Origin of the sequence: Streptomyces sp. NPDC006610, from assembly GCF_040611575.1 — a bacterium.
GTDB lineage: Bacteria > Actinomycetota > Actinomycetes > Streptomycetales > Streptomycetaceae > Streptomyces.
Genome location: NZ_JBEXOP010000017.1, coordinates 93,830 through 117,248 on the forward strand (window position 1 = coordinate 93,830; position 23,419 = coordinate 117,248).

At 75.8% G+C, this 23,419-nt stretch carries 6 protein-coding genes; all 6 read left to right on the forward strand.

Annotation, left to right across the window (positions count from 1 at the left end; all coding sequences use genetic code 11):
• Positions 1 to 3 precede the first annotated feature (3 nt).
• The 6 genes from ABZY13_RS16495 to ABZY13_RS16520 all read left to right on the forward strand — a co-directional run bounded on the left by ABZY13_RS16495 (position 4) and on the right by ABZY13_RS16520 (position 23,412).
• Entirely contained in the window at positions 4 to 13,548 is a 13,545-nt protein-coding gene (locus ABZY13_RS16495) for a hypothetical protein (RefSeq protein WP_356631170.1), read from the forward strand.
• Between the two features lie 151 nt (positions 13,549 to 13,699).
• Complete coding sequence (locus ABZY13_RS16500) at positions 13,700 to 17,032, forward strand: hypothetical protein (RefSeq protein ID WP_356631172.1); 3,333 nt, start codon at positions 13,700 to 13,702, stop codon at positions 17,030 to 17,032.
• Between the two features lie 33 nt (positions 17,033 to 17,065).
• Positions 17,066 to 18,331 carry an RICIN domain-containing protein gene (locus tag ABZY13_RS16505; protein ID WP_356631174.1) on the forward strand — a complete coding sequence of 422 codons (1,266 nt, stop codon included), beginning with the start codon at positions 17,066 to 17,068 and terminating at the stop codon, positions 18,329 to 18,331.
• Between the two features lie 64 nt (positions 18,332 to 18,395).
• Entirely contained in the window at positions 18,396 to 19,658 is a 1,263-nt protein-coding gene (locus tag ABZY13_RS16510) for an RICIN domain-containing protein (protein ID WP_356631176.1), read from the forward strand.
• Positions 19,659 to 19,695: 37 nt separating this feature from the next.
• Complete coding sequence (locus ABZY13_RS16515) at positions 19,696 to 20,814, forward strand: mannose-binding protein (protein ID WP_356631178.1); 1,119 nt, start codon at positions 19,696 to 19,698, stop codon at positions 20,812 to 20,814.
• Between the two features lie 237 nt (positions 20,815 to 21,051).
• The gene (locus tag ABZY13_RS16520; protein WP_356631180.1) at positions 21,052 to 23,412 is read left to right on the forward strand and encodes an AbfB domain-containing protein; all 2,361 of its coding nucleotides are present in this window, start codon (positions 21,052 to 21,054) and stop codon (positions 23,410 to 23,412) included.
• Positions 23,413 to 23,419: the final 7 nt, after the last annotated feature.

A 23,419-nucleotide genomic window follows, 5' to 3' on the forward strand; every position in this document is an offset into this window, starting at 1 on the left:
AAGATGCTCTGGATCCTCATCGGCGAAATGCCGTTGCAGGCCAGGGAGAACCTCGCCTACGCCAGCAAGGACCTCTACCTCGACTTCGGCCGCGGCATCCGCGAGCTGAGCGACGAGATCCAGCGCTCCATCGTCGACGCGTCCACCTCGCTGCCCAAGGACGTCGGGGACCAGTACGTCCGGGGGCTGTCGCTGCTGACCAACGACGGCGGCGTCAACCACCTGAACTCGATGATCGACGACCTGGAGGACATCGCCCGCGGGCAGGTCGACCACTCGATCAAGATCCAGGCGGCGAAGTGGGAGATCATCGCCGAGATCGTCATGCTCCTCATCGAGCTGGCGCTGCTCGCGGCGCTGGCCGCGATCACCGGCGGCACCTCGCTGTCCCAGATGGCGCTGGCCCGGGCCCGCAGCAGACTGGCGGTGCTGCTGATCGTGGACCGGCTGCTGCGCATGACGCATCTCGCCCCGACGCTCACCGAGGCGTTCGAGGAGGCGCTGCAGACGCTCGCGGTGCGGCTGGCGCAGATCGCGCTGAACCCCGGGGGGCGCAAGCCGGACGGGATCGACTGGAAGGAGGTCGGCAAGGCGGCGGCGTTCGGCGCGGTGGTCGGCCTGTTCGGGTCGATCCTGGAGGCCGGCGGCAACTTCCTGAAGAACTGGTTCAAGAACTCCTTCGACAACTTCGACACCTTCGCCAAGAACCACCCCAAGTGGAACATCACCCTGAACGGCGCCGGGGAGCTGGGCGGTGCGTTCGTCGTCGGCGCGGTGAGCGAGTCGGTCGGCGAGTACCTCGTCCAGGGCGCCTTCGAGGGGACGTGGGACTTCAAGTGGGAGACGTTCGTCGGCTCCGGCACCAGCTCGATGTTCGACGTGGTGGCGGGCGGCGGGGCGCTGGCGGGCGCCCTGTGGCTGCACGACAAGTTCACCACCACGACCGACTTCGGCGACGTCAACGACTCGACGACGTTCCTCGACAAGGACGGCGGCACGGCCGGCACGAGCGGCCCGGCCCCCACGCCGGCGCCTCCCACGCCCACCCCGGCGCCGGGACCGCTGCCGACGCGGTCCACGGACACCCCGCCGACGCCGATCCCGGCGCCGGCGACCACCAACACGCCGGTGACGTACGGCGGCTACGACGACACCGTCTCGTCGGCCGGGTCGTCGTCCCGGTACGACGACCCGCTGTTCGACCCGGACACCACGTCCCTGGCCTCGGACACGACGTACGACTCGACGCCCACCCCGACGCCGACGACGTCCTCGCCCGTCTCCACGCCGCCGCTCGCCGGGAAGGGGTTCACCAACGCGCCGCCGCGCGACGCTTTCGACACCGAGAGCCTCTGGAGCGCCGACGACGCCGCCCTGTCGTCGCCGGACGCCCTGCCGACCGGGCCGACCGGCAGCGCGCCCGACGTGCAGGGGCGGGTCAGGCCGGGGCAGGGACTCACGCAGACCGGGGAGTCCGGGCACGGCACGGACGTCCCCTTCGGCCGGGACGCCGAGGACGTCGAGGGCGCCGAGGGCGCCCGGGATCGCGCGAGCACCGCGACCCCGACGGGCACGGACGGGAACGGCACGACGGTCCCGCGCGGGGCCGGCGCGCCGCCGCGGGCGCAGGGCGGGGAGGAGGGCCGGACGTTCGTCCCCGAACAGGACGGGGCGGCGGAGGACCGGCCCGACGTGACGCCTGCCGCCCCCGTTCCCACGGCGACCGGCGGGAACGCCCCCGTCGGGCAGGACGCCGACGGAACGGCCGGCACCCCTCGCGGCACGGGCGCGCCGCCGCGGACGCAGGGCGGGGAGGACGGCCGTACGGTTCCGGTGGCCGAGCAGGACGCGGCGGCGGAGGGGGAGCGGCCGGACGCGGTGCCCGCCGTTCCCGTCCCGACGACGGCGACGGGCGGGAACGTCCCCGTCGGCCAGAACGCCGACGGCACGGCCAGGACTCCCGGAGCGGACGGTCGCACCTCCGACCCCGACCAGGACGGGAGCACGGGGACGGCGGACCTGCCGTCCGCCGAGCCGGTACCCGCCCACGTCCCCGCGCCCGCCTCCCTGACGGGGAACCCCGCGTTCGAGGCCGCCCGTGCCGCCGCCGCCCCGGTGACGCGGGCGCACACCTGGGTCGACCCCGTGTCCACGCCGCCCGACCCGGCGCGTCCGGGCGAGACGACGCAGTACACCGTGCGGTCGAAGTTCGAGGCGCGGCGCGTCGAGTGGGACGGGCAGTGGATCACCGACCTCACGGTGCGGATCGTCGCCGCGCCGGACGGCCTGCCCGCCGACGTCTGGGACAAGGTGCGCTCCGGCGTCGAGGCCTACTTCAACACCCACGGCCACCGCCTCCCCGACGGCGACCTGCTGCACGTCACCGTCGAACAGGCGCAGGCCGACGACCACCCCAACGCACTCGACGTCCGCCTCGTCGGCCGCGACCAGCAGATGACCCGCACCGCCTGGTGGGCGGACGCCGACCCCGTCGACTACGCGCACGAGATCGCCCACCAGCTCGGCCTGCGTGACGAGGCGCGCGCCGGCGACCCGGCGGCCCCGCAGCGGCCCGACATCCCGGGCAGCCTGCTCGGCGACTACACCCGCCCGGCCCCGGGCGGGCTCGTGCAGGGCGGCCTGCGCGGCCGGCATCTGGCGCTGCTCGGCGCCCTCGTCGGCGACCTGACCACGGTGCCCCCGGAGAGCGGCGCCACCGTGCCGCCCGCCCGCCGCCCCGCGACGACGACGGCCGACGTCCGCCTGGGCGCGGAACCCCACGCCCCTCGCCCTCCCGTGCCGTCCGTGCCCACCGTCTCCGATCCGGCGGCCGGAACCGCCGCCCCCGACCTCGGAACCGGACCTGTCGCCGAGACCGCCGCCGACGTCACCGAAACCGCCCCCGTCACCGGGGCGGAGGACATCGTCGAGGCCGCCGAGACCTCCGGCCCCGCCCGGACCCCCACCCCCCACGACGAGACCGACGCCGACGACGAGATCGAGGTCATCCCCCACGGCGACCCGGTCGTCGAGATCGCCACCCCCGCCCCCCTCCCCACGACCTCCTCCGTCCCCACCCCCGCTCCCACCCCGCCCGCCCCCCGCGAACGCCTCTGGATCAACCACCACCTCGACCGCACCCGGCCCCCGTGGCTCGACCACGCCGCCCCCGCCCCCGCCGGGTTCCGGCAGCCGGCCCGGTTCGAGGACGGCACCTCGATGCCGGCCTACGTCGACGACCTCCCCTCCCTCCTGCCCGGCGTGCCCGCCGACCTGCTGGCGGAGATGCTCGCGGACCCGGTGACGTTCGGGCAGAGCGACGTGGCGCTGCGCGGCATCCCCGAGGTGCTGGCCCAGATCGGCGCCCTGCTCGCGAGCGACGCGTCCGTGCGCCCCGGCGACCCGGGCCGCAACGCCCCGCCCGGCGCGGGGCTGATGGCCGACGTCCGGATGACGCTGGCCCGGCGCCCCCGCACCCTGACGGGGGGCCGGCAGTTCCCGTACACGAACGCCGCCGGGCAGACGCGCGTGCTGCACATCACGGCCCGGCACTACGGCAACTGGTCCCGCTTCGCCGACGACTACGGCAACCCCAGCAAGATCGACACCATGGACCGGGCCACCCTCCAGGCCGGCCAGAGCAAGGGCGTGCAGTCCGTCACCCAACTCGGCCTGGGCGGGCCCCTGCTGGGCCCCGCGTCGATCGCGGCGTTCGGCGGGCTCGGGCGTCTGGCGCTGCGCGGCGGCGCCAGCACGAAGGTCGGCTACGGGCAGACGGACCAGACCGTCAGCCAGACGGAGACCCGCACCCTCGACGGGTCGAAGGTCTATCTGGACGACGTGTACCTGGAGTTCAGGGTGACCGACGCCGACGGCAACGACGTCGGCACGCCCGCCCCCGCCACCGGACGGACCGTCCCCGCCACCGGTCAGGCAGCCCCCGCCACCGGACGGACCGTCCCCGCGCCCGGCCCGCGACCGGTGACGAGGTCGTTCGCCGTGCGCGACGGCCTGATGCTGCGGCTGCCCGACAGCGCGGTCGAGCCGTACGGGCCCGGCCGCATCCCGCGCACCATCTCCCTCGACCACGACTCCCAGTACCGCCTGGTGCGCACCGAGGGCTTCGGACCGGTCGCCGCGATCCGCGACTGGGCGGCCGCAGAGATCGGCGTCAAGCCCGGCAGCACCGCCTACCAGGAGCTCGACGCCTTCTTCTCCGGCGAGTCCTTCCAGCGGCACGCCCGACTCCTGGCACAGGGACGGCTCGCGACCGCGCCGCTGTTCGCGGACGACCGGGGGCGCACCCCGCTCGGCTTCTTCGTCGTGGAGCGGGTCGTGCCGGTCCAGGCCCGGCTCATCGACGAGACGTCGCAGGCGGAACTGCGCGACATCAACACCTCGGTGGTCCGCAACGACCGCGGGCTGAGCAAGGGCGTCCACTTCGGCGGGGACGTCGTCGCCGGCCCTTCGTTCAACTTCTTCGACCTCGGCGGCGGCAACCTCAACCTGCGGCTCCAGTTCGGCCCGGCGTTCCGCTACCTGTTCGCGGTGTCCCGGTCGGCGGCCCTCGGCGGCTTCGGCGGCCTGAAGACGTCCGGTCAGGTCAAGGGCGACCCGACCGGTCTCTACCTGGTGAAGAAGACGGTCTACGTCCGCCGGGGCGGCAGCGGCGACCCGCCGCGCCGCTTCCACACCTGGAGCGTGGACCGGATGACCCGCACCGAGGCCCGCCGCCTCGCCGGCTGGGACGACGGCACCACCACCCCCCGACGCCACGGACTGCCCGCGCCGTTCGCACCCGCCCAGCTCACCGCCGACCACCCGACGACCCTCGGCATGCACCGGGTCGAGGAGTTCGCGCACACCGACGGCCGCCGCACCGACGGCGACGGCGCCACCGGCACCCCGGGCCGCACCCTGCCCGACGCGTTCGCCGACGACGTCCTCGCCGCCGTCGCCGACGCCTACCCCGGCCTGGTCGCCCCGCTGGACCAGCTGACCCCGCCCGACACGCGCGGCATCGTCGCCCGGACCCGCTCCCGGCTGACGTCGGCCGGCCCCTTCGCCCGCCCCGCCGGACACCGCTGGAAGGACGCCGACGCCTACCAGACGGCCGTCAGCAACAGCCTGGAGATCCTCACCGCCCTCTCCCACCAGAGCCTCTCCGGCAGCCTGGAGGCCCTGATCAGCACCGGCATCCGGATCCGGCTCACCGAACCCGGCACCTTCGGCCAGGGCCACCGCTACATCTGGGTGCACGGCGACCTCACCAACCGCCGCTACGAAGGCCGCCAGGACGACCTCAGACTGCGGCACAGCGCACCCGGCGGACAGCGCCTCGACGGCCAGGAGAGCCGCAAGCGCGCCCTCGCCGGCGGCGCCGACCTCCAGCTCGGCTTCCGCGACCCGGACAGCCTCACCAACCAGGCCGTCGGCGTCCCCGACAACTCCGGTGTGCTCAGCCTCGGCTGGCGTTCCGGCGCACAGTACGAGGACGAGTCCGGCTTCGGCTTCAGCGCCACCAACGAGCCGATGTCGGTGAGCACCGGGCCGTCCCACCTCTACCGCTACGACCTGGCGCTCACCGTCACCCACGGCGGCTACTGGCGCTTGCGCGGACTGCTGCGGGGCGTGGCCACCCTCGGCCTGCTCGGCACCCAGCCGTTCGTCTTCAGCCGCCCGCAGGACATCCTCATCGGCGCCACGGCCCGGGGCGCGCTCGTCCGCGGCGGCCCGCGCACCGGCCAGGTCCTCATCAGCGTCCCCGACCAGCACACCCCCGCCGTCGACCCGCACCGGCAGGGCGCCGCCAACCCCTACGCGCTGCTGCGCGGACCCCTCGACACCGCGCCCATGAGCAGGGCGCGCGCCTTCGCCCTCGCCTCCGGCGACCTGTCCCGGGACGAGGGTCGGGTGACCGGCCGGGGCGGCCGGCTCTTCCACGAGCTGCAGAACCACCCCTTCCTCACCATCGGCGTCGTCGTGCCGCCGGGCCTGGTCGACGCCGTCGCCGCCGTCGTGCGGGGCGCCTCCGGCGGCGCCTGGCAGCTCACCGAGGAGGGCGCGCCCGCCCGCGAGGCCGTCATGCGGGCGTTCCAGCCGCAGTTCGCCACCGCCAACTTCGACCAGAGCTCCGGCGCGCTCGGCCTCGGCATCGCCGGCATCATGGCCAAGCCGCCGTACGGCACCCTGTGGGCGACCTTCCGGCACTACACCCGCGTCACCGACGTGCACGCCCTGACCGGCGCCGTCCTCATGGACACGGAGATGATCCTCGGCAGCGGCAGCCAGGCCTCCGGGAAGGTCGGCAAGAGCGTCGTCCACTCCTTCGGCGGCCAGCTCACCCACACCCGCCCGCACGGCGCGGGCCCCGGCCCGGTCGGCCTCTACGGCATCGTCGTCAACCCGTGGTCGGAGAGCGCCCAGCAGAACCTGTCCGTCAACCGCAGCGTCGTCGCCGACCTCAACCTCAAGGGCTTCGGCCACCAGGTCCTGATCACCGGCACCGTCGAGCACTGGGCGGCGATGACCTCCAGCGTGCTCGGCACGTCCGCCGGGGGCAGCAGCCTGGTCCCCGGCTACTTCGCCGGCGCCGCGGGAACCGTCGTCCAGGTGCCCGGCGGCTGGCAGGCCCACGTCCCCGAGAAGAGCGCCCACCGGCTCGGCCTGATCGACGACGGCATGGGCGACGTCCCCCGCTACACCCGCGACAGCTGGTCGCCCCAACCCTGGCTGAACGGCAATTCCTTCGGCGCCTACCCGGTCAACTCCCTCGACCCCACCGACGTCCTCGCCGCCTTCCAGCGGAAGGTCGCCCGGCTCGGCCTCGACGACCAGGAGCGCGAACGGATCCGGCTGCTGGTCACCTCCCGCGTCCTGCGCGCCCTCAACCGGGAGCTGACCGGCAACGGCGCCACCGCCCTCGCCCGCTCCGGCGGCTGGGGCTGGGGCAGCGTCCGCATCGGCAGCCGCCGCGCCCGCGTCCGCGTCGAACTCCTTCCGGGCGCGCCGTCGTTCGAGATGCTCGACCACGGCACGGAGATGGAGGAGAACCGGCGCGCCGTCGAAACCGTCCAGCAGAGCGCCGAGTTCTCCTCCGGCAGCGACATCGGCATCCTGGTCGGCGAACAGGTCGGCACCGGGGACCCCACCGCCGTCGCCTCCGGGCCCACCTACGCCGAGACGGGCTCCTCGCGCCGCTCCGTCTCCGCCGGCCACGCCGTCTCCACCAGCACCACCTACCGGGCCGCGTCCACCGAACCGCACGCCGAGGTCGCCACGCCGTACCGGCTGCGCCTCACCCTGGAGTTCGACGACGCCCCCGCCGACGACGCCGAGGGCACGGACCGGCCGGTGCGCGACGCCCTGCGGCGGTTCACCGGCAAGCAGCGCGTCAGCGAGACCGGCGACATCGGCACCCTCCTCGAACACGTCCCGCTCAGCCTCATGCGCCCCGACCCCGCGCCGGGCCTGCCCGCCCCGGACCCGCGGCTCGCCCCGCCCGACCTCACCGTCACCGCCCGGCCCCGCTCCGGACACCGCCCCGAACTGCTCGGCCCCGACGTCCGCTTCGGCGACGGCACGCTGCGGCCGTTCACCTTCCCCGAGAACGGCTTCCACGTCCGTCGCATCGTCGGCCTCGACCACCTCCGCGAGGCCAACGAACGCGCCCTCGCCGAGGCCTACGGCATCGACCTCACCCGCCTCGACGCCGACGACGCCTCCGACGACACCCGGGACAGGCTCCTGCACCGCGCCCGCACCACCGCCCTCACCCGCCCCGGCAGTGCCCCCGCCCAGGCCCTGGAGGACGGCACCGGCAACACCGCCCTGTCCACCTTCTACGACCGGGCCCTCACCCCCGCCGGCTACCAGGTGCCGGGCCTGACCCACCGCAACCCGGTCGGCACCGACACCGCCTCCCTGGCGCTGCACTCCAGGCCCGACTTCAGCGGCGCCGTCCTGCTGAGCGTCGCCGACGGCAAGAAGCTGGAGGTGCTGCGCGAGACAGCGGAGGGCGTGAGCACCTCGGCCGGGCAGGAGAACACGCAGGACTCCGCGCTCGGCGGCGGCGTGATGATCCGCACGGAGCCGACGGGCGTGAACCAGATCGGCGCGACGGGCACCGGCCCCTTCGCGAACGACTCCGACGGCACACCGGTCGGCGAGGACCACCTGTCGTCCGTCAACGTCAAACCCGCCACGGGCCGCAGCTTCCTGTTCGCCGTCCCCACCGACTGGCTGAGCGTCGCCGAGGTGCACCGCGGCATCAAGGACGCCCGCATCGGCCGGTTCCTCGCCGGCACGTTCGGCATCCGGCGGCCGGGACCCAAGGCGGTCGGCTCGCGCACGTACGCGCTCGCGTGGATCCGCGAGGACGTCGCCCGCGGCCTCGGCCTGATCAGCGACGCCAACTTCCCCGCGCGGGTCGCCCGGGCCTGGGACGAGACCGGGAAGGCGAGCAAGGCCTGGACGGACGCCGACAAGGCCTACTGGAAGGCGCGCCGCACGGCCCTCGCCCTGCGCGAGGACCTCGACGCCGCCCGCACCGCACTGGCCGACGCCCGTGGCGCCGCCGACGCCGCCGCCGTCCGGCTGGCCCCCCTGCTGGACGCCGCCGACGACGCCGACGCCGCCCTCCAGGAGGCCCAGGACGACGCCGTCCGCGACCACGCCGCGGCGGACGCCCTCACCGGCGCCGCCGACGCCTACGACCTGGCCCGCGCCGACCTCGACCAGGCCCTGCGCGACGCCGAGCGGGACCGGGCCCGCGCCCAGGCCCTCGTCGACACCGCCACCGACCGTCTGACGGACCTTCAGGGCTGGGCCGAACTGCCCGACTCCGGCCTCGACCCCGACGCGCTCACCCGCGCCGGGAACGACCTGACGGCCGCCCGCGACCGGGCCGCCGCCCTGCGCGACGCCGCCGACCGGCGCGTGGCCTCGGCACGGACCGCCCAGGACACGGCGGCGGACGCACTGACCACGGCCGAGACCGACGCCGCCCCGACGCCGGCCGCCGCCCCCGCCCCGGCCACCGCCCCGACCTCAGCACCCGCCCCGGCCCCCGACCCGGTGCGCGCCCGGCGGACGGCCGCCGACCTGGCGGCCGAGGCCGACCGGCGTCTCGCGGAGGCCCGGACCCGGCAGGAGACCGCCGCCCGCCGGCTCACCGGCCCGGCCCGCGCCGACGCCGTCGCCCGCGCCGCCCTCGACGCCGCCACCCGCCGCTTCGACGCCGCCCAGGCGGCCTTCGACGCCCGCCGCGCTCAGCTGGACGCCCTGCGCGCCACCGCCGAGAACGCCGCCTCCGAGTTCCACCGCGTCCGCGCCGACGCCGACCGGCTCACCCGCTGGCACCAGCTCGCCGCCACCCCCGAGGGACGCGCCGTCCTCGGCGACCTCGCCGAGCCGCCGCTCGTCACCCACACGCCCCCGCCCAAGCCGCCCGCCCCCCGGCTCCCCGCGCCCGCCCCGCGCTACACCCGCGACGCGGGCGGCGCCCGCCTCGTCGGACCCGACGGGACGGCGTACACCCTGCACAACGTGGCCCGCGACGGCGAGGCATTCTTCCGCGCACTCGGCGAAGGGCTCGCCCGGACCGCACCCCACCTCCTCGCCGAGCGCGGCCTCGACCCCGCCGACGCCGCGCTCCCGGCCGCCCTGCGCGAACTCCTCGCCGCCCGCCTGTCCGACCCGGCCGACGCCGATCTGCTCGCCCTGGTCGCCCCCGACGACACCGACCGGTTCACCGCCGAGGAGATCGACGGCACCGGGCCCGTCCCGGACCTCGCCCCGGACACCCCGGGCCGCCGCGAGTTCGACGCCCTCGGCGTGGTGCCGCACGCCGCCGACCTGAGCGACCGGGCGCGCGCCCGACTGGCCGTCGCGCAGCTCACGCGGGCCGGCGACGCCGCCGACGAGGCCGGCTGGAACCACGGGGCCGCCGACCTGCTCCCCCTGCTCGCCGCCCGCACCTTCGGCATCGACGTGACCGTCGTCCTCGGAGACGGCGCCTTCCTGGACTTCACCCCCGGCGACCGCCCGGGGTCCGGCGCGCTGGGCGGCCTCGTCGGCGACGGCGGCGGCGAGGGCCGCGAGGAGCGGCGGCGCATCGTCCTCAGCCTCGACGACCGCCACTACCAGCTCGCCGACCCCGTCCGGCCGCCGGCAGCATCCGGTTCCGGCTCCCGCTCCGGCTCCGGTTCCGGCTCCGGCACCGTGCACGCCGCCCCGTCGGGCCGGCTGACGCCGCAAGTCACCGCGGCGCTCTACCGGGCGTACGCCAACCACCTGTTCGCGCCGGGACAGGAGGCGACCGACTTCGACACCGTCTACTACTCCTTCATCCACGACCAGGACATCGTCACCCAGAAGGTGGTCGACGACCCCCGCCTGCCCCTCCAGATGGAGCGCTTCCACGACGAGCTGACCGCCCTGCGCGAGGCACGCGAGGAGGAGGCCACTCCCATGGCGCACCCCGGCGGCGAGCCGATGCGCCTGTACCGGAAGATGTCCCGCGCCGAGGCCGACCAGATCCTCGCCGGAACGGCCACGGCCGGCCTCAACGCCGCCATGAGCTACAACCGCAGCGACGAATACCGCAAGTACTTCACCACGTCGCTGTCCCACACCAAGGTCTTCGACAACGCCAACGCCACCTCCGACGACCAGGTCGTCGTCGAGTTCACCCTGCCGTGGAACGGCTACTGGGACTTCGTCACCCGCTACGGCACCCCCAACCAGCAGGAAGGCGCGTACCGGATACGGAACTCGGCGCTGGTGCACCAGGAGCGGCTGCGCAAGGGCCCGGCGGTCAACTTCACCACCCCCGAAGAGGTCACGGGCGTGGTCACGGCCCGCACCCATCACAACATCGGCGTCGGGCACGGCAACCTGACCCCGTTCGCCCGGCTGGTGACCGCCCGGCGCCTGGTACCGGAGGCCGAGGTCGACGCCGCCGCGCAGGCGGCGTCCGACGACCTGCGCGCCGAACTGCGTCAGCGCGCCTCCGACCTGGTGGACCGCAAGCTGGCGGCGGCGCAGCAGCGCGGTGGCCACGGCGAGCCGTTCGCCCTGTCCGACCCGGGCGCCGCCGCGCCGGGCGGCCGGGCGCCGAACACCACGGTGGCGGTCCCGGACGCGGTCGAACCGCCGGCGTCCGCCGCGCTCGTGGCGGGCCTGTCGGCGCTGCCCGCCGCCGGCCTGCTGGAGGCCGTGACGCTGCTGAGCCCCGCCCACCGGCGCTGGCTGGCCGGTCGCCCGGACTTCGTGGCGGGCGCGCGATCCCGCCTGACCGCGGGGGAGTTCGCCCAGTTCGCCGCCCGTCTGCTGGTGGTCGTGCCCGGCGAGACCGCGCGCCCGGCGTCGGCGCGCCAGGAGGCGTACGCGCAGGCGGCGCGGATGCTGCGCGACCCGGACACGGTGACACGTCTGCTGGCGTCCGGCGCCACCGTGCTGGTGCTCCCGCAGGACGTGCCGCTCGGCTCGGTCGGCTCCTTCGCCGGACTGCACGGCGTCCCCGGCCGCGGCCTCGACGAACTCCGGGGCGCGCAGAGCGGACTGGTCGCGGCGATCCCCGAGGAGAACCTGCTGGGGGAGCGGACCCCGGTGGGCCCCGTCCCGCACCAGCCCGAGGGTTACTCCTCCGCCACGCACGAGCTGGCGCACCTGCTGCACACGGCCGCGCTCACCGACGCCGACCGCGCCCTGATCGACCGGGTCTTCCAGGCCCGACGCGCCGCCGGCCCCGACGCCCCGTGGCCCGACGGAATACGCCGCGACCTGACGGGCCGGGAGGCGGACAACTACGCGTCCACGGACGCCTACGAGTTCTTCGCCCAGCTCAGCAACGCCTACCTGGGCGCCAACCACGGCGCCGACGCCGACACCGGCCGCCCCCGCAACAACGGCGCCGACTGGGTGCGCGCCCACGAGCCCGAACTGCTGCCCCTGCTGGAGCGGTTGTACGGCGCCGACCCGCAGTCCGTGCACGACGCCGCCGCCAACCCGGTGGCCGCCACCGCCGCAGACAACGCGGTGTACGAGGCGTTCCTCGACTTCATGACCGGCATCGGCGAGGCGACCGCACCGGAGCCGGAGCCCTCCCTCCCCACCCCGCCCCGGGAGCGGGGCGGGGACGGACCGGCCCCGGCGGAGGGCCTGCACGCCGCGCCAGGCCCCGCCAAGCGGCTCACCGCAGACGTGATGGAGACGTACTACCGGGCCTACGCCGAGTTCTTCGAGACCGACGAGGCCGCCGCCGACTTCACCAGCGGCTACTACGTCTTCGCCTACGCCCAGGACGTCGTGGTCGCCGGCCTCGCCACGCACGACACGATGCGCGACCGGATGCGCCAGTTCCACGACGACCTGGTGCGCATCAGGGACGAGCAGAGGGCGGCCCCCACCCCCATCGCCCACGAACCCGGACAGCCCTTGCGCCTCTACCGCAAGATGTCCGACCAGGAAGCCGCCCAGTTCCTGAGCGCCCGCGACCCGCGAGCGGCGTTCACCGCGGCGATGGCCTACAACCGCAGCGACGAGTACCGCAAGTTCTTCACCACCTCCCTCTCCCACACCAGCGTCTTCAGCAACGCCAACGCCGCCTCCGACCAGGAGAAGGTGCTGGAGTTCACGCTGCCGTGGGACGCCTACTGGGGCTTCGTCGAGGCGTACGGCACGCCCAACCAGCAGGAGGGCGCGTACCGGGTGCGCAACTCCGCGCTGATCCACCAGGAGCGGCTGCGCACCGGAGCCGCCGCCAACTTCCGCTCCCCGCAGGACGTGACCGACGTGCGCACGGCGCACACCCACCACAACATCGGCATCGGCCACGGCAACCAGAAGGAACTCGCCCGGCTCGTCACCGCCATCGCCGAGGTGGACGCCGCGACCGTCGAACAGGCGGCCAGGGACGCCGTCGCCGCCGCACGGGAGGCCCGCCGCGCCCGCATCGACGCGGCGATCGCCGAACGCATGGCCCCGCTGCGCCGCCGCGAGGCGGCCGCCACCGTGCACGCCGCCCCGCGGGGGACCGCGCCCGCCGCCTCGGGCACGGCGTCCGCGGCCTCGCAAGGCGCGCGGCCGGCGCCCGGACTGCCGCTCGCGGACGCCCTGGCGGAGGCGCTCGGCACGCACGGCCCGCTGCCCTCGGCCGACCCCGGCCACCTGGTCCCCGTGGACGACCTGCCCGGCCTCGGCATCACCCTCACCGCCGGCCAGATCGCCCAGGCGGTGCTGCTCGGCGGCGCCCTGACGGTACGGGACCTCGGCCTCACCCCCGCCCAGCACCTGCGCTGGCTGCTGAGCCGCGACGGGGCCGACGCCGGGCCGACCGGCGTGGGGCCGGACGACACGGGGTCGGCGGACACGGGGCGGGCCGACGCCTGGAGGCGAACGGTCGCAAGGGCGGCCGACGTTCTCGGCGTCGAGATCACCGTCGTCACCCCGGACGGACGGTCCCACACCTTCGGCGGCGGCACGTACGGCGTCGTCCGGCTGTACTCCGACGGCTCGAGGTACTTCGCCCCGGAGATCGCGCGGTGACCCCACGACAGCCCACGGCACGGCCCGCGCGCCCAGATTTCCGTTCTCCATCCGCACATGTCACCCGGGATACACCTGCCATGTTCGCGCCCTACACCATGAATCCGGACGCTGGTCTCCGGTCCCCGGTCGTCGAAGGAGGCGACCGCTGATGCGCTGGGGCCGCCGCCGGGCCGCGACCCGCCCTTCCGGCACCGGCCGGACGCCGCGGGACACCGGGCCCGCCGGGCCCGGCTTCGTCGTCGAGGAGTACGACCGCCTCCTGCTGCTCAGGCGGTCCTCCGACGAACTGCTGGGTCCCGCCGACATCGCCGACCTCACCCGCGTCCTGGAGGCCGACACCGACGACACGGTGACCGTCGTCGCGGGCGCCGACGAGGACTCGGCCGCCGCCCTGTGGCCACGGCTCGGCGCCCTCCTGGACACCCTGCGCGGTGACGGCGTCGGCACCGTCCGGCTCGCCATGTCCGGCGCGGGCGACGGACGTTCCGGCCGGATCCCCGTCGCCGGCCGCATCGCCGACGCCTGGGACATCGACGTCATCGCCCCCGACGGCACGGTCCTCGGCGTGCCCGGCGGCGGACTCTTCGTCCACGACGCGGCCACCGCCACGGCCCCGGCCACCGCCGCCACGGCCCTCGGCGCGCCGGCGTCCGGCCGGGAGCGCGGCTGGTGGCGCTTCGCGCCCGGCGGCCCGCCCACCCCCCTCGGCCCCCGTCAGCCCGCCCCGGCGTGGCAGCCCCCGCCGGGCGGCCTGCCGGCCCGCACCCGCAACGGCTGCGTCGTGGAACAGATCCCGGCAGGCGTGCTCATCCGGCCCGCCGACGCCCGCGCCCCCCGCCCCGGCGACCTCTGCTACGCCGTGCCCGTCGACCGCCGAGGCCCCCTCGTCGTCCTCGGCGTGCCGGACGGCGAGGACATCGTCACCGACGACGTCGCGGACGTGGTGGCGGCCCTGCCGGCCGCCGCCCGCACCGCCCTGCGGTTCGCGCCGGGCGGACGCCGGGACGTCCTGCGCGTCGGCCAGGGCGCCGCCGACCTGGTCGACGCCGAGGTCGTCGTCTACAGCGGGCTGCCGCTGCTCGCCGAGTCGGGCACGCGGGAGCGCGACACCGTCCGCTCGATGACCGTCGCCGCCGACGGGACGCCGTCCTGGCAGCCGTTCGTCGACTCCGTCATCTGCGCGCCCGGCGCGGACCGGCCCCGGCTGCTGCGCTGGAGCCCTCCGCTGCCCGGCCCCGGCGACGCCCTGCGCGGAGTGATCCGCCTGTCCGACCGCTGGCAGGTCGCGGCGACCCGGGCCGGCCTGTGGGTCGGCGGCACGGACGCCGAGCCGCCCGCCCTCGCCGCCCGGCCCGTGGACACCCGGGGCCCCGACATCGAGGTGGGCCGGCCCGGGGAGAGCCTGGACCGTTCGCTCTGGCCGGAACTGGAGCGGCTCCTCGCGTCCCTGCCGCCGGGCGTGACGGCCAGGGCCCGGCTGCACGTCCACGGCACGGCGGTCGACGGCGGACGCGAACTGCGGCGCATCGCGGCCCGCTTCGAGCTGCGCAGCCTGCGGTTCGCGACGTTCGGCCGACCGGCGAACGGCGAGGGGGCGCCTGCGGCCGGCTCTGGTCCTGCCCCGGCATCCGCCCCTGCCCCTGCCCCACGTCCCGTGTCCACGGCGACGGCCTCGCCGGCTTCTTCGAGCGGGTCCGCCGCGACGAGCGGGCCCGCTCCGGTGGGCACGACCCCTTCGGTGCGTACGGCTTCCTCGGCGGGCGCGTCTGCCGCGGCGGCCACGTCCGTTCCGTCGGGCGCGGCCTCTCCCGCCGTACCACCGGAGGCCCCCGCCCGCACCGAGTCGCCCGGTCCCTCCGAGCACCGCGAGCACGGGGAGAGGGCGCCGCGACTCCCCGCGGCCTCCGCGCTGTCCGGACCGGAGCCACAGGAAGCGGGCGCGGACGTGGGCGGCAAAGGCGCTCCGGACGGGGCGTCCCGGACGGCCGCTGCCGCCGTCCTCTCGGAGCTGAGGGCCGAGGAGGCCGCGGCCGGTGCGCCCCCTACGGCGGCCGGTCCCGGCGCTTCCGCCGCACGGCCGACGCCGGCGGGCCGCACGGAACCGGCGCGCACCCCGTCCCGCCCCGCCCCCGCGACCCCGGCCGCCCCCGAGCGCACGCCCTCGGCGTCGGGCGGGCCCAATCCGCGTACCGGGCCCGCGTCTTCAGCCACTTCCGCGCCGGCTGACCCCGAGCAGACGCCCTCGGCGTCGGGCGGGCCCAACCCCCGTACCGGGCACGCGTCCTCCCCCGCCCCCACGCCCCTGTCCCCGGCCGTCCCCCAGCAGACGCCCCCGGCACCGGACGCGGCCAACGCCCGTAGCACGCCGTCACCTTCACCCACCCCCACGACCGAGGGGCCGAGTCCGAGCGCCGAGCCCGACCAGCCCGCCGACCCGCCCCTGCCCGGCCCTCCGACCCGCCCGGCCCTCACCAGCACGGGCACCGCCCCGGCACCGCCGCCCCGGACCGCGACCCCCATGCAGGCCGCATCGACCCCGGCGCCGCCGCCCCGGACCGCGGCTCCCACGCAGGCCCCGTCGACCTCGGCACCGAAGCCCCGGACCGAGGCCCCTGCGCAGCCACCGCACACGCCGGAACCGCCACCCCGCACCGCGGCCGACGGGCAGGCACCGCAGACCCCGCAGCCCCCGGCTCCCCTCGCCCGCCCGCTGCCGCCCGTCCCCTTCCTGCCCGGGCACCAGAGCACGCAGGCCGAGCGGGCGGCGTTCCGCGCGCTCGCCGATTCCGTCTGGGACCGTCAGGCGGCGGCCGTCACCCGCACCTTCACCCGCATGCCCGCCCTGCGGGGCCAGGAGCAGGAGGCGGCGCGCGCCGACCTGATCGCGCTGCTGCTCTATCTGCGCTCCCCGGACGGCACGCTCGGCCACGAGGAACTCGACCGGTGCCTGCGCGCCGGCGACCCGCGGCTGCTGCCCTACGCGGCCTGCGTCGCCTCCGCCCTGCGCCGCCTGCCGTCCTTCCGGGGTGCGGTGCTGCGCGGCCCCGGCCCGGGCACGCCCGCGACGCCGGCCCCCGGAACCGTCCTGCGGGACCCGGCCCCGGTGAGCGCGCTGCCGGGGGACGGCCGCGGACCGTCCTTCGCGAGCGCCCGGTACGCGATCTGGTCGGTGACCGGCCGCCGGGTACGGCAGTTGTTCGACGCGACCGGCCCCTCCGCGCCGCACGACGAGGTGGTCTTCGCGCCCGGCACCGCCTTCCGGGTGCTCGACGTGCGGAACGAGGGACCCTCGCCGCTCGTCCTCCTGCGTGAGCTGCCGGCCGACCCGGCCGCCGCCCCGCTCGGCCACGCCGAACCGGACGACCGGGACCGCGCCGTGCTCGCCCGGCTCGACGAGGCGCCGGCCCGACACCCGGGCGGAGGGGCGGTGTTCGACTGGCCCGACCGCTGCGCCGGGCCGCTGGGCTCCGCCGAGCACTGACACGTGAGACGACCGAGAACGAACGGAGTACCGATGCCGCAGCAAGAAGGCGGAACGCCGGCCGGCCCCACCGTGCGCCGGGCGTCCGTCCTGCCGGCGGTGGCCGCCGAACCGGGCGCCGCCCTGCCCGCCCCGGCGTCCGGCACGCCCGCCGCCGGCCCGTCGGCCGCGCCGGCCACCGGCGGCGCGACCGCGCCCGCGCCCGCGGCCGAGCCCGCGGCCGAGCCGTCGGCCGGCACCGCGCCGGTGACCGGGGCCCTGGCGCAGGCGACGCCGGCCGCCGTCCCGCAGATGCCCCCGGCCGCCGCCGAGCCGGAGGAGGCCCCCGCCGCGGCGGCCACGGCCGTTCCCGCGCACCCGGACCCCGGCCGCACCGCCGAGGACGGCGACGGGCGCCCGCCCGGCCGCCCCAACAAGCCGCTGCTCGCGGCAGCCGCCATCGCCGGAACCGTCCTCGTCGGCGTGCCGCTGCTCTTCCTGGGGCCGGGCAGGGACGACGACCCGCACGCTCGCGCCGACCGGGCCCGGCCCGCGGGCGACACTCTCCTCCAGGACGGCGGCGGGGCGGCCGGAGGGGAAGCCGGCGGATACGCCGCCGCCTCGCCCTCCGCCTCGCCCTCGCCCTCGCCCGGGAAGTCCCGGCCCGCACCGGAGAGGACGGCGCAGAACACTCCGGCGGGGACCACGGGGAAGGACGCCGGGGCGGCCGTACGGCCCCGGGCGTCGTCCGCCGGGAAGGCGGCCACGCCCGCCGCGCGCCCGAGCCCCGCCAGGAAGGCCGCCACGCCCAAGGCGGCCACCGGCCGGTCCCTCCCGCAGGGCCCCGACCTCCGCACGACCACGAACCTGCTGATCAGGAACGTCATGACCGGCCTGTGCGTGGACGTCCCCGACTACGGCAACGGCGCTCCCGACGGCCCGGTCAACCAGTACGTGTGCGACCGGACCGGCGACAACCAGCTGTGGGACCTGGTGGTGACCCAGGACGGCGCGGGCCCGTCCGGCGCGGACCTCTTCGTCATCCGCAACAGCAAGGACGGCTACTGCCTCGACCTGGGGGAGTACGGGGGCCGGCCCGCCGGCACCAAGGTCTCCGAGTTCCACTGCAACGGCACGACCGCCGACAACCAGCTGTGGTACCTCGACAAGAGGTCCACGGGGAAGTTCTGGATCCGCAACCACGCCAGCGGCAACCGCTGTCTGGACGTCGACGGCTTCAACGGCGTCGGGGGCAGGGACGCCCGCCTGACGATCTTCGACTGCTCGCCGTCGGACGACCACCTCTGGTCGTTCTCCTGAACTCCCGTACGATCCCCACTCGTTGAACATCCGATCCACCCAGGACGATTGCGAGGCAGGACAGATGTCTCCCCAGAACACCGGCGAGGACCCGGCCGCCGCGGCGTCGTCGGCCGCCGCCGGGCGACCCGGCGCGCCCAAGGTGCGCCAGGGCTTCGCCCTGCCCGCGCCGGCCGCCGACCCGACCACGGAGCTGGCCCCGAAGACGCCCCCGCGCACGGCCCCGGAGCCCTCCGCCACGGCCGCTCGCGCCACCCCTCCTGCCCCGGTCACCGCCCCGGACCTCGACGCCGACGCCGACGCGAACCGCGACACGGACTCGGGCCGGGGCGACTCCGACACCGCCCTGCGCCCGGACCCCGAAGCAGCCGCCCCGGCCGCGGCCTCCGCCGCCGTCGCGGAGCCGGCCTCCGCCCCGGCCTCCGCCACCGAGCCCGCCGCGTCGGCGGAGCCCGGGACGGCCACGGCGTCCGCGGCGGCCCCACCCCCCGACGACACGGTGGGCGACGCCGAGGCGGCCCCCGGCCGTCCGAAGAAGCCGATGCTGGCCGCCGCCGCCATCGCCGGCGCGGTCCTCATCTCCGTGCCGTTCCTGATCTCCGGCCCCGACCGCGACCGCGCCTCCACCGCGGCGGCGGTCGACCCGACGGACGGCACGGTCCTGGACGACCGTGATCCGGGGCGGCCCGGACAGTACGTCGTCGAGAGCGCCTCGCCCTCCCGTTCGTCCTCCCCGTCGCCCAAGTCCTCGGCCGGGGACAGGGAGAAGGGGGACAGGGGAGACAAGGGGGACGAGGGCGGGAAGACGGGCGCGGGCGGCGCCGGGGGAGCGGCGGTGAAGGACAGCCCGTCTCCCGCCGCGGCGACGTCGAAGGCGCCCGCCAAGGCCCCGGCGAAGAAGGTTCCCTCCACCGCGAGCAAGAAGCCGGCCACGACCGGCGTCACCGTCGTCGGCGACACCTTGGTGAGCAAGGACTCGGGCAAGTGCCTGAGCGCCGGACCGGCCACGGACGGCACCCAGCTGATGCTGTGGACCTGCAACGGTTCCGCGGAGCAGCGCTGGGAGTTCCGGTCGGACGGCACCATCCGCTCCAAGGGCATGTGCATGGACGTGGCCTGGGGGTCCGGCGACAACGGCACGGCGATCCAGGTCGTCTGGTGCAGCGGCAACCCGGCCCAGCAGTTCTACCTGAACGACACCGACGACCTGGTGGCCAAGATCGCGAACAAGTGCGTCGACATCCGTGACGGCCAGACGGCCAACGGCACCCCGGCCATCCTCTGGCCCTGCACCGGCACCGCCAACCAGACGTGGTACCGGCGCTGACGCCGGCCGCACGCACCGTACGAGGAGAAGTGACCGCATGGCTGCCCGACCCCCCGCGTCCGACGGGGCCGCCCCCGCGAGCGCTGCCGCCGCGCCCCGCGTACGGGTGGCCGTACCGCTGCCCGCCTCCGCCGAACCGCCCGCCGGCGCCCTGAACCCGGCGGCGGCCGAACCCGCGGCGCCCCCTGCCACCGTCCCCGAGACGGCCCCCGAGGCGGCCTCCAGGACGGCCCTCGACACGGACCCGGAAGCCGAAGCCGTGGCGCCTGACGCCCCGCAGTCCGGCCCCGCCCCGGCGCCCGCGCCCGAAGCCGCCCCCGCCTGCGACGCGAGGCGGACGACCGCCACGGCCACCGCCGCCTCCCTCCCCGCCGCCACCGCCACGGCGACCGCCGCCTCCCCGCCGCCGCCCGACGAATCGGCCGACTCCGCGGCCGGCGGCGGACGCCCCAAGAAGCCGGTGCTCGCCGCCGCCGCGATCGTGGGCGCCGTTCTCGTGGCCGTCCCCCTGCTGCTGGCCGGAGGCGCGGACGACGACTCGCGGCAGAACGCCGCACAGGCACGGCCTGACCGGGACTCCGCGACCGTCCTGGACGAGGACGCCGCGGACGCCGCCGCCCAGGACTACGCCACCGAGAAGCCCAGCCCCTCGCCGAGCCCGGAGAAGTCGAAGCAGCCGACGAAGCCGAAGAAGGAAGCCAAGGCGCCGGTCGAGGTCGCCGAGACGCCGCGGCACGAGCCGAGCAGCACTCCCCGCAAGCCCGCCGCCTCGCCCAAGGCCGCACGGGAGAGCGCCGAGCCGAAGCCGACGCCGAAGGAGACCCCGCGGCCGGTGTGGCGCAGCGAGACGGTCAGGGCGATCAGCGTCCTGGAGGCCGGCCAGGCATGGGTCACCAACCGGATCCAGATGGTCATGCAGCACGACGGCAACCTGGTCGTCTACAACGAGAACGGCAACGCCCTCTGGGCCGCCATGACGTTCGGCCAGAACCACAGGGCGATCTTCCAGGACGACGGCAATCTCGTGATCCACAACGGCGACGACCGGCCGATCTGGGCCTCCCGGACGCACGGCCACCCCGGCGCGGTGCTCGTCCTGCGCACGGACGGCAAGGTCGTCATCACGGCCGGCGGCACCGTCCTGTGGTCCACCTGACCGGCCGGCCCGGTTCGGCGGCGAGACCCCCGACCCCGCCGGTCCGGCCGGAGTCCACCTCGGTCGCACACGCCGCGAGCGCGGGGTCATGAGCCCTCGGCCGCGGCGGTCCCGGCAGGCGGTCAATGCTTTGCTCACGCCGTGCACTAAGCATTGACCGCGTACATTCAACGAGGTAAAACCCTTGCGGCACCCGGACACGCTCGTCTCCCGCCCCCCACCGCAGAAGGAGCCACGATGCGTCGTACCCCCGAACCGCCGTCCGCCCTCGCCCGGTTGTTACGCGGAGCCCGCCGCACCACCGTCGTCCTCGCCGTCCTGGCCCTCTTCGCCGGCGCCGCCCTCACCGCGGCCACCGCCACCGCCGCCCCCCGGGCCTGGACCCCGAAACCGTCGCCCATGACCACCCCATGGACGAACCAGGTCCCCACCGACAAGCCCCTGCCCGAATACCCGCGCCCCCAACTCACCCGCCCCGACTGGGCCAACCTCAACGGCATCTGGGACTTCGCCGTCACCCCGGCGGACGCCGGGCAGCCCGCCTCGTTCACCGAGCAGATCCGCGTGCCCTTCGTCGCCGAGTCCGCGCTCTCCGGCATCCAGCGCAGGATCACCCAGAACGACAAGCTCTGGTACAAGCGCACCTTCACCGTCCCGGCGGGCTGGAACGGCCGCCGGGTCCAGCTCCACTTCGGCGCCAGCGACTGGCGTACGACCGTGTGGGTCAACGGCCGGCAGGCCGGCGCCGTCCACGACGGCGGCTACGACTCCTTCTCCCACGACATCACCGCCCTCCTCAACGGCGGCACCAACACCCTCGTCGTCTCCGTCTGGGACCCCACCCAGACCGGCGGGCAGGCCGTGGGCAAGCAGCGCATCAACGACGTCGCCCCGCACCCCGGCGGCGGCATCTTCTACACCGCCGCCTCCGGCATCTGGCAGACCGTGTGGCTCGAACCCACCCCGGCCGCGCACATCACCCGCCTCGACATGGTCCCCGACCTGGCGAACAACCGCCTCAAGGTGACCGTCCGCGCCACGGGGGCCGCCGGCCACCGGGCGCGCGTCACCGTGTCGACGGGCGGCGCCACGGTCGGCACCGCGACCGGTCCGGTCGGCAGCGAGTTCACCGTTCCCGTCCCCAACCCGCGCCTGTGGAGCCCGGACGACCCCTTCCTCTACGACGTCGGGGCCGACCTGCTCGCCGGTTCCGCCACCGTCGACTCCGTCGGCAGCTACACCGGCATGCGCTCCATCGGCCTCGCCCGCGTCGACGGCCTCCTGCGGCCCGTCCTCAACGGGCGGTTCGTCTTCCAGACCGGCACCCTCGACCAGGGCTACTGGCCCGACGGCATCTACACCGCCCCCACCGACGCCGCCCTCCGGTACGACCTGCAGAAGCACAAGGACCTCGGCTTCAACATGGTCCGCAAGCACATCAAGGTCGAGCCGCAGCGCTGGTTCCACTGGGCCGACCGGCTCGGCCTGCTGGTCTGGCAGGACATGCCGTCCATGGACCTGCGCACCCCCGACTCCGCCGCCCGCGCCCAGTGGGAGGCCGAGTACGACCGGATCATCGACCAGCACCGCAGCTCCCCGTCCCTGGTCATGTGGGTCAACCAGAACGAGGGCTGGGGCCAGTACGACCAGGCCCGCATCGCCGACGAGGTGAAGGCGTACGACCCCTCCCGCCTCGTCAACAACATGAGCGGCGTCAACTGCTGCGGCGCGGTCGACGGCGGCAACGGCGACGTCGTCGACCACCACGTCTACGTCGGCCCCGGCACCACCGTGCCGAGCGCGACCCGCGCCGCCGTCCTCGGCGAGTTCGGCGGCCTCGGCTTCAAGGTCGCCGGCCACGAGTGGTACCCCGGCGGCGGCTTCAGCTACGAGGACCAGCCCAGCCTCGCCCACCTCGACGAGCGGTTCGTCGGCCTCCTGGACGGCATCCGCGAGGTCCGCATGCCGCGCGGCCTGTCCGCCGCCGTCTACACCGAGATCACCGACGTCGAGAACGAGGCCAACGGCCTGCTCACCTACGACCGTCAGGTGGTGAAGGTCGACGAGGCCAGGGTCCGCGCCGCCAACCGCGCCCTCATCGACGCCTCCCGCGCCCCCTCGGCCCCGGTCGCCCTGCCCGCCGGCCAGTACCGCTCCCTGCGCGTGACCACGCCCGGCCACACCGACCGCTATCTGCGGCACAAGGACGGCGCGGCCTTCACCGAGGCCGTCACCGGCGCGAGCGACGCGCTGCTGAAGAACGACGCCACCTGGCGGATCGTCCCCGGCCTCGCCGACAGCACCTGCTACTCCTTCGAGTCGCGCAACTACCCCGGCGAGTACCTGCGCCACCGCCAGTACCGCGTGTACAAGGAGACGGGCAGCGGCGACCTGTTCCGCGCCGACGCCACCTTCTGCCCGGTCCGCGGCGCGAACGGCGGGATACGGCTGTCGGCGTACAACTTCCCCGAGCAGTACCTGCGCCACTACGACGCCGAACTCTGGCTCGCCACCCCCGGCGGCGCCCACACCTGGGACGCCCCGGCCCTGTTCGCCGAGGACACCACCTGGGCAGTGGAGTCACCGTGGGCCCCCTGACCCGCCG